The organism is Oerskovia sp. NPDC060287 (genome assembly GCF_042726775.1).
In the GTDB taxonomy this organism is placed as follows: domain Bacteria; phylum Actinomycetota; class Actinomycetes; order Actinomycetales; family Cellulomonadaceae; genus Oerskovia; species Oerskovia merdavium.
Genome location: NZ_JBHXBO010000203.1, coordinates 1 through 7,583, shown reverse-complemented (window position 1 = coordinate 7,583; position 7,583 = coordinate 1). Strand labels below are relative to the sequence as shown.

Genomic DNA, 7,583 nt, shown 5'->3' with positions numbered 1-7,583 from the left:
ACCGAGTGCAGCAGGAGACCCGTGAGCAGGCTCTCGACGTCACCGCGGTCGACCAGGCGTGCCTGGCTGAAACCCTCCAACCCGTGCGACATCGTGTAGAAGCCGCTCGGGAAGGCGGAGTCCGACAGCTGGAGGCTGACGAGAAGGGCGCTCACGTCGGTCCTCGTCCGGAGCGTCTCGGTCATGACCACCCTCAGGCGAGGAAGAAGAGCTGGGTCATGGGCAGGGACTCGGCCGGCTCGATGTGAGCGGGCTTCCCGTCGAACGTCACCTTGTACGTCTCCGGGTCGACCTCGATCACGGGTGCGACGTCGTTGCGGACCATGTGCTCCTTGCCGATCGCGCGGCACCGCACGACGGGGAGCACCTGGCTCTCGAGTCCCAGCTCTTCGGGAACGCCCAGGTCGATGGCCGCCTTGGACATGAACGTCACACGGGTCTTCTGCTTGGCCTTGCCCAGGGCTCCGAACATCGGCCGGTAGTAGACCGGCTGCGGGGTCGGGAGGGACGCGTTGGGGTCCCCCATGAGCGCCCAGTTGATGAGCCCGCCCTTGACCACCATCTTGGGCTTGGCGGCGAACGCGTCGACGGGCCACAGGACGATGTCCGCGATCTTCCCGTCCTCGAGCGACCCGATGTAGTCGCCGACGCCCTGGGTGATCGCCGGGTTGATCGTGATCTTGGCCAGGTAGCGCAGGACCCGGAAGTTGTCGTTGCCCTCGGAGTCCTCCGGCAGCGGCCCGCGCTTGTCCTTGTTGTGGTGAGCCGTCTGGAAGACCCTGGTGAAGGACTCCCCGATGCGCCCCATCGCCTGGGAGTCGGACGAGAACATCGAGAGGACGCCCTCGTCGTGCAGCACGGTCTCGGCCGAGATCGTCTCGGCACGGACGCGCGAGTCGGCGAACGCGACGTCCTCGGGGATGTCGTGCGACAGGTGGTGGCACACCATGACCATGTCGAGGAGCTCGTCGACCGAGTTCACGGTGTACGGCAGGGTCGGGTTGGTCGAGGACGGCAGCACGTTGGGGTACCCGGCCGCCTTCATGATGTCCGGCGCGTGCCCACCGCCCGCTCCCTCGGTGTGATAGGTGTGGATGGTCCGGCCGTCGATCGCCGAGATCGTGTCCTCGACGAACCCCGCCTCGTTGAGGCTGTCGGTGTGCACCGAGACCTGGATGTCGTACTCGTCCGCGACGGTCAGGGCGTTGCTCAGGGCCGCAGGCGTGGCGCCCCAGTCCTCGTGCACCTTGAGCGAGGAGGCACCGGCCTTGATCTGCTCGATGAGCGCCTCCGGCAGCGATCCGTTGCCCTTGCCGTGGAAGCCCATGTTGACGGGCATGTCCTCCGCGGCCTGGAGCATGCGGTGGATGTGCCAGGCACCGGGGGTCGTGGTCACCCCGTTGGTCGCGTCGGTCGGACCCGTGCCTCCGCCGAACAGCGTCGTGATGCCGTTCGAGAGCGCGGCCTGGGCCTGCTGGGGCGAGATGTAGTGCACGTGGCTGTCGATGCCGCCCGCCGTCGCGATCAGGTGCTCGCCCGAGATGACCTCGGTCACGGCGCCCACGACGAGCCGGGGGTCGACCCCGCTCTGCGTGTGGGGGTTGCCGGACTTGCCGATCCCGACGATCTTCCCGTCCTTGACGCCGATGTCGCCCTTGACGACCCCGAGGACCGGGTCGAGGACGATCGCGTTGGTGATGACCAGGTCGAGGCCACCCTGGGCGCTCGTGACCTGCGGGTCCGCCGCCATGCCGTCACGAGCGGACTTGCCACCGCCGTACACGACCTCGTCGCCGTAGTGCCCCTCGTTGTAGTCCTTCTCGATCTCGATCACGAGGTTCGAGTCGGCGAGATGGACCCGGTCGCCGGTGGTCGGGCCGAAGAGGTCCGTGTACTGCTTGCGGGAGATGATGGCCATTACTTCTTCCCCTTCTTCGCAGCTCCGGTGGTCCGCGCTGTCGGCTTGCCGTCCTTGAACTGACGCTCGGTCATCCGGGCGAGCGAGTCGATCCGGGTCTGCCGCGAGTCGAGCCCGCCGTCGACCAGGTTGTTGAAGCCGACGACGTGACGTGTCCCGGCGTAGGCCGTCAGCGTGACCTCCCGGGTGTCGCCGGGCTCGATGCGCACACCGGTGCCGGCGGGGATGTCCAGGTGCATCCCGTACGCCTTCTCCCGCTCGAAGAGCAGTGCACGGTTCACCTCGAAGAAGTGGAAGTGCGAACCGATCTGCACGGCGCGGTCACCGGTGTTGCTCACCTTGAGCGTCACCGTCTCCCTGCCCGCGTTGATCTCGATGTCTTCGTCGGTGTGGTGGTACTTGGGGCTACCTAGCATCGTTCTTCCCTCCACTTGCTGCTGTTCGCGTCGTGGTGCTGCTCGATGGATCGGTGACGAGACGGTCACGCGGACCGCTCAGTGACGATGGGTGAGGACCTCGTCGTTGGAGGCGCCGTGGGCAGCCGGCGGCTCGTGGTGCTTGCCGTCGTGCCCGTGCGCGGTGTTCACGGGGGCGTGCGAATGGTCGCCACCGCCGTGCGGGTGAGAGTGCGGGTGGGGATGGGGGTGCGGGTGAGGATGCTCTCCCTGGCTCTCCTCGAACGCGTGGGAGTGGGCGTACCCGTGGCCGTGGTCGGCGAGCAACCCGGTCTCGATCCCGTCGCGCCCGTGGCTCAGGCTGTGCTCGGCGGCGGCGAGCCGCTGCCGGACGACCTGGAGGATCGCCTGCTCCGACATGAGCGGGCCGTAGAACGTCGCCCGGAGGAGCTCCCCGCTCCCCCAGGGGGCGGTGCTCGTCCTCGCGAAGCCCGCCGGGACCACGACCGATCCCTCGGCACCGAGGAGCCTCGCGCGCCGGACGGCTTCCGCGACCTCGGCGTCCTCCTCGACGCAGGCGACCTCGACCGCCAGCCCCGCTCCGTGGGTCCGCACCAGGTGAGCCACGCGGTACAGCTCGGCGTCGTCGAACGGGTTCGACGACCTCGCCGTGATGACGAGCGCGGCCTCGGGGCGGCGCTTGGCCGTCTCGGTCGCCGCCTTGCGCAGCCAGGCGATCAGGTGGTCGATCGCACCGAAGTCGTCGCACAGGACCACACGGCCCGCACCGTCCCCGGTGCTCAGCCACTTGAGGGTCTTGGCCACGTCGGCCACCATCGTCGGGTTCCTGCCGAACGTCATGGGCAGGACCGCGACCGGTGCGTCACCGGAGGCGAGCAGTGCACTCACCGTGTTGTGGAGAACTCGCCCGGCCGGCGAGACGATCACGCCGGGCAGGGCGTCCCTGAGGAAGCCCAGGTCTGCGCCGTCGTCGCTCTCGTGCCCCCCGACGAGGACCAGCCGTGTCTCGTCGCGATCCCCTGCCGACATATGTCAGGCCGCCACGGGGTCGTGACAGGAGACGAGCTTGCTGCCGTCGACGAAAGTCGCCTCGACCTGGAGCAGTGCGAGCCTCTCCCGGACGCCCGGGATGCAGTCCTTCTCCGAGACGACCTTCTTCCCGAGCTCCATGCACTCGGCCACGGACTTCCCGTCCCGTGCGGCCTCGAGAATGGCCTCGGAGATCAACGCCTGTGCTTCGCTGAGGTTCAGCTTTGTACCACGCTCACGACGCTTCCGCGCGAGATCTGCCACTTGGTACACATACAGCTTGTCGATTTCTCGTGGGGTGAGATTCATTGCCTGCACGACCTTTCGGGGTGCGACCGGCAGCCGGAAGCCATCGGTCTTCGCGTCTGATGTCATTGACCCTACGCGGGCCCTCCGGGACTGCAACTGGAAGCGAGACAATGCCCTGACCAGCGCTTTTGTCGACGGACACGATCGGACCAGATGCGACCTCGTCGCAACAGATGGTCAGGATATTTCGCCCGAAACCCTCCACAGAAGACCTGCGTGAATTCCTGCCAGGCCGGAACGGAACGCCCCGTATAGCCTGAACGCGTGGAAACCGTGTGGCTCGTCCTCGGAATCGTCATTCTTGCCCTCACGCTGCTCGACGTCTTCCTGACCGCGCTGAACTACGACGAGTCGGGATTCATCGCCGGCCCGCTCGCCTCGGCCCAGTGGCGGCTGCTGCGTCGCGTCACACGCCGGATGTCGAGACGCTGGCGCCCCCTCGCGCTGCGCCAGGTCACGGGGCTGCAGATCATGATCACGGTGATCGCCTGGCTGTTCGGGGTGATCCTCGGGTTCGGGCTGATCTACTACGGCCAGATGACCAAGACGGCGTTCTCGGTGTCGGGAACCGGCGCGAGCCTCGACTTCTTCAACGCGATGTACTTCAGCGCCGCACAGCTCTCGACGGTCGGCGGATCGTCCCTGACGGCCGAGACGGACGTGCTGCGCTTCCTGAGCATCGCGGAGACGCTCACCGGCGTCGTCCTCGTCTCGCTGATCCTGACCTTCCTCCTCGGCGTCTACGACGTGATCCGCGACCTGCGCGCTCTGTCGGCACAGTTCTTCAGCGCGGAGCGCGGCGCCGGCTCTCCCGTCGCGAGCCTCGCCCCGTACTTCCAGCAGGGCCAGCCCACAGGCCTCGACGGGCATCTCGACGGCATCGCGAGCACCTTCTCGAGCTACACGGACGGGATCAGGCTCCACCACGCTGCCTACTACTTCCAGAGCGGGCGCGACCAGTTCGCTCTCCCCTACGCGATCCGGATGCTGGGGGGCACCCTCGGCGCCCTCCGCTGGGGTCTGCCGACAGGGCACCCCGCGTCGACCGAGCCGGACCTGATACCGCTCTCGTTCCAGTTCCTCGAGTTCGGGGAGTACCTGCAGAAGAAGCTGCGCTGGTCGAGCGTCGACGTCCCGGAGATCGTCAGCGCCGAGGAGTTCGCCCGGTACGCGCAAGAGAAGCGCCACCGGGGTCGTCGGGACGAGTGGGTCGCCCGCTTCGTGGACCTGGAGCGCGACATGGCGGAGCTCGCGGCGATCGAGCCGCTCACCGACCTCGACGACTCCTACCGCCGCTACACCGAGTGGCTGCCCTTCGCCTACCGGGCCCAGCAGATCACGCTCGCCGTGAGCCAGGACCTGGACTACCAGCCGATCATCGTGACCGACAAGCCGGTGTCGATCCTGCACAGCGACGACGCGCTGGCGCTCCAGAGCCTCGAGGAAGACGTCCCGGGTCCCGTCGTCGAGGCGCTCGGTCCCCGTGACCGGGGGGCTCGCAGCCGGCTCTCGCGCTGGGAGACGTTCGTCGACCAGCACGTCTCGCTCGTCGACCCCGGCTACGCGCGCCTGCGCGCAGCCGGGCGCGCGGTGCTCGCGGCGAGCGCCGCCGTGGTCTCCCTGTACTTCCTCTTCGAGGCCACCGGGCGCAGCGGGATCCAGCCGGCGATGTTCGGTGGCTTCGTGGCCATGCTGAGCACGGGGATATCGGTCGACAAGACGCTTCGTGGGCGCAAGATCACCAGCATCCTGCTGATCGTGCCCATCAGCCTCGTGGTCGCGCTCGGTGCGCTGGTCTCCGACTCCCCGGCCTGGACCGCCGTGCTCGTGATCTCCGTCGCGACGCTCGGGGTGTGGCTCGGCCGGTTCGGGCCGCGCTGGGGCGCCCTCGGCCAGGTCACGTTCGTGGCGTACTACTTCGCGCTCATCCTGCGCCTGCACCTCTCCGAGGTGCTCCTGTACGTCACGGCCGCCGCGCTCGCGATCGCCTGGGCGTTCGTCCTGAACTACGTGATCCTTCCCGAGCGTCCCCGCAAGGTGCTGCAGGGCGGCATCGAAGGCTTCGGTCAACGCCTCGTGACGTCGATGGACTCCCTGATCGACGCCGTGTCCTGGGCCCGCTGGGACCCCGACATCCGCAAGCGCGTGAGCCTCGACATGCGCCAGCTCCACCGCGGCGCCGCATTCCTCGCGGGCCAGCTGACCGGCGAGGAGAACGCGACGGGCCTCGATCCTGCGCGCAGCGCCGAGCTGCGCCTGCACGTGTTCGACACCGAGCTTGCAGCCGTCAACCTCAAGACCGCTGCCCGCAACGTCACGGGCACCGCGATCCCTCTCGAGCTCCGTGGACGCCTCGCGGGACGGCTCGAGCTGCTCCAGGCGCATCTCGCGGAGATCGCGGCCCGACCGCTCGACGGCTCCGCGCCGACCGCCCCCACACCCCACCTGGCACCCTGGCAGGACGATCGCCCACCGGCCGACTGGCCCCAGGCCGCGCGCCTGCTCTACCAGGCCGCGACCGAGCTCTACCACGCGGCCGACGTGCTCCGCACGGCCGAGGTCGCGGGCCTCGACCCCGACGCCCCTCCGCTCACCACGGTCGATCCCGACGACGCGCAGATCGACGACGCGGGCCTCGACGAGCTGGCGACGTCCGCTCCCCCGACGGGCGGCAGGAAGCCCCTGTCCCCCGTGACGAAGCGGGCCGCTCAGGTCGCCGTGGCGACGGGCGCGGCACTCGGCGTCGGCGAGGCCGTGTCCACGACCCATCAGTACTGGGCGACGCTCGCGGCGTACCAGGTGCTGGGCGGCACCGACGGTGAGACGTTCGTCAAGGGGGCCCAGCGCGTCGCGGGCACCGTGGTGGGTGCAGCGGTGGGCTTCGGCATCGCGATCTGGACGGGAGCGGACCCGGCGATCATCGTGCCGCTGCTGGCTCTCGCGGTGTTCGCCTCGACGTACTACCGGCCGGTCTCGCCCGCGGTGTCGAACTTCTGGACCACCATGATCTTCGCGCTCCTGTACGAGTTCCTCGGACGTCTCACCACGCTGGCCCTCGAGATCAGGATCCTGGAGACCCTCTTCGGGGCCGCGGTCGCGCTGCTCGTCGCGTGGTTCGTGTTCCCGACGCACACGCGCACCAAGCTCAACAAGGACATCAGCAAGCTCGTCACGGACATCGAGATCGTGATCGTCGCGGGTCTCGAGCGCCTCGAGGGTGGGAGCAAGATCTCGAGGAAGGCCATCGAGAAGCGGCTCCTGGTCATCAACAAGGACGTCCGGCAGGTCAACGCCACGGCCGCGCCGCTGCGTCGGACGTCGGGCTCGCTCGAGGTCGACGGGATCGAGGGGCGCCTCACGGCCGTCTGGTCGTTGACCTACTACACGCGCCATCTCGCGCACGCGGTCGAACGCATGCTCGAGGCCGGGAGCGACCTCACGTCCGAGGACTGGGAGCACCTGCGCCTCACCACCAGCCACAACATCGGTGCGCTGCGCGCCGCCCTCGACGACAGGCTCCCGACCAAGGTCGAGGAGAACCTCGACGTCAGCAGCGACTACGACCCGACGGGGCCCACGACGCGCATCGAGGACGTCGTGCTGCGACAGCTCGAGCGCATCAACCAGACGCTCGTGGTGCTCATCGAGAACGTCGCACCGGGGGCGACCGACAAGGACGAGACCGCGGCGAGGGCGACGCTCTGACAGCACCGCCTCACAGGCGTAGCGTCGAGTACATGGCCACCTGGGACGACGTCGGGCGGGTCGCGTCGGTCCTCCCCGACACCGAGGAGCACCGGACGCGCGAGTGGGCCGTGCACGGCCGGAACTTCGTCTGGGAGAGGCCGCTGCGCCGTCGGGACCTCGACGAGCTGGGCGACCTGGCACCGGACGCCGCTCCCCTCGCGCTC

4 protein-coding genes and 1 pseudogene are annotated in these 7,583 nt (G+C 68.6%); 1 reads left to right on the top strand and 4 read right to left on the bottom strand.

Features of this window, described 5'->3' with window-relative positions; all coding sequences use genetic code 11:
* Nucleotides 1-193: 193 nt before the first annotated feature.
* The 4 genes and pseudogenes from ureC to ureA form a co-directional block, all read right to left on the bottom strand.
* Complete coding sequence (gene ureC / locus ACFWFR_RS15400; RefSeq protein WP_377623542.1) at nucleotides 194-1,918, bottom strand: urease subunit alpha; 1,725 nt, start codon at nucleotides 1,916-1,918, stop codon at nucleotides 194-196.
* Nucleotides 1,919-2,025: 107 nt separating this feature from the next.
* Nucleotides 2,026-2,334, bottom strand: a pseudogene (locus ACFWFR_RS15395) (urease subunit beta); the annotation flags it as partial.
* 78 nt (nucleotides 2,335-2,412) lie between these two features.
* Complete coding sequence (locus tag ACFWFR_RS15390) at nucleotides 2,413-3,363, bottom strand: sirohydrochlorin chelatase (RefSeq protein WP_377623541.1); 951 nt, start codon at nucleotides 3,361-3,363, stop codon at nucleotides 2,413-2,415.
* Nucleotides 3,364-3,366: 3 nt separating this feature from the next.
* Nucleotides 3,367-3,672 (bottom strand): urease subunit gamma, encoded by a 306-nt coding sequence (gene ureA / locus ACFWFR_RS15385; protein WP_377623543.1) that lies wholly within the window; start codon nucleotides 3,670-3,672, stop codon nucleotides 3,367-3,369.
* Nucleotides 3,673-3,936: 264 nt separating this feature from the next.
* Between ureA and ACFWFR_RS15380 the strand changes: the two genes are divergently transcribed.
* A complete protein-coding gene (locus ACFWFR_RS15380; protein ID WP_377623540.1) occupies nucleotides 3,937-7,377 on the top strand; it encodes an FUSC family protein in 3,441 nt (1,146 codons plus the stop codon).
* The last annotated feature ends 206 nt before the right edge of the window (nucleotides 7,378-7,583 follow it).